We start from the raw sequence: 1,506 nt of genomic DNA, 5'->3' as shown, positions 1-1,506 counted from the left end.
ATGTCGGGCATGGGCTAAATCGTAGTTTTTGAGTTGTCGTTTGGGAAGACAATAACTCTACTACGACAGCCCTACCTCTTCATACTCTTTTTTTGGCAACGGTATTGTATATTTAAGCGATTTATATGGTAGCTAAATCTAATGTTCAGGTGACGTTTTCCCTGACTCAATTGGGCTTGGATGATGAAGAGTTGCAAGCCCAAGTACAGAATTTACTCCCGCAGTTGCGAGATGTGGATGGGGTAGAAGACGCAGATTTAGTTGCAGTTACAGAAGTACCGGAAGGTTCTAAGGCTTTGGGTGGCTTTTTGTTGGGGTTTTTGAATGCAGAGGTTAACCCCAAAAACTTGAAAGCTTTGTTTGGGTTTCTGGGCGATCGCTTTGGCAACAAACCAATTAAGATATCGATTAAAGAAAGTTCTGATGGCAGTCGAGAACTCAACCTAGAAGCCAGCAGCCGCGAAGAATTTGATTTTGCTTTTCAAAAAGCACAAGAATTTCTCAACCAGAAATCAAATAGCAACAATGGCTAAGGTAGCACTGTTAATTGGGATTAGTGAGTATCCCCGAGGACTAACGCCGCTACCTAATGCTGTAAATGATATTGAAGCGATGCGGCGAGTTTTGGTTAACCCCGAAATAGGTGGTTTTGCACCAGGGGATGTCACAGTGCTGACAAATCCTCAACGGCAAGAAATGGAAAGGGAAATTTATCACTTGTATGCTAATCGTCACAAAGATGATTTGGTACTTTTATACTTTTCTGGTCATGGGGTGACGGTTGAAAATGGCGACTTTTACTTTTCGAGTTGCGAAACTCAAAAGCAAGACAATAAATTGCTCCCATTCACAGCTGTAGCTGGGACAAGTGTACATAGTTGGATGAACCAAAGCAAATCTAAGCGACAAGTAGTAATTTTAGATTGCTGTTTTAGTGGTGCTTTTGCTAAGGGTTTAACAGCAAAATATGGTGGGAATATTGACCTGCAACAGCAATTAGGCGGTGAGGGTAGAGCAATTCTCACGGCTTCTACTTCTACACAATATGCGTTTGCATCTGATGATTTAGAATTGTCGATTTACACTCATTATTTGGTAGAAGGCATAGAAAAAGGTGCTGCCGATAAAGATGGCGATGGTTTAATTGCGGTGGATGAGTTGCATGAGTATGCCAAAAGCAAAGTGCAAGAAGCATCTCCCGCGATGACACCTGAGTTTTATCCTGTTAAGGAAGGTTATCGCATTTTTCTGGCGAAGTCGCCTAAAGATGACCCTAAATTGAAGTATCGCAAAGAAGTAGAACAACGCGCCAAGTTAAATCAGGGTAGATTTTCGGTTTTTGCGCTGGAATTACTGGAATCTAAGCGGATTGAATGGCAATTATCTGATGATGACGCTAAGAGGATGTTTGGAAAGTCTAAAAAAGCTCCAGTAACGCTATTGTGTCAGTAGATAAAAATGCGACAGGGTTACTAGAGCAATGTCTACATCATACCCAACAGACCT

2 protein-coding genes are annotated in these 1,506 nt (G+C 41.7%); both read left to right on the top strand.

Going from position 1 to position 1,506, the window contains the following annotated elements:
* Positions 1-125 precede the first annotated feature (125 nt).
* Positions 126-533, top strand: a complete 408-nt coding sequence (locus tag H6G69_RS33470; RefSeq protein WP_190694016.1) for a sugar ABC transporter permease — start codon at positions 126-128, stop codon at positions 531-533.
* A complete protein-coding gene (locus H6G69_RS33465) occupies positions 526-1,452 on the top strand; it encodes a caspase, EACC1-associated type (protein ID WP_242072279.1) in 927 nt (308 codons plus the stop codon). Before H6G69_RS33470 ends, H6G69_RS33465 begins: the two co-directional genes overlap by 8 nt.
* The last annotated feature ends 54 nt before the right edge of the window (positions 1,453-1,506 follow it).

It is taken from the genome of Nostoc sp. FACHB-110 (assembly GCF_014697425.1).
Lineage (GTDB): Bacteria > Cyanobacteriota > Cyanobacteriia > Cyanobacteriales > Nostocaceae > Nostoc_B.
The sequence above is the reverse complement of the archived record's forward strand: the minus strand, read 5'-3'. Positions and strand labels throughout refer to the sequence as shown.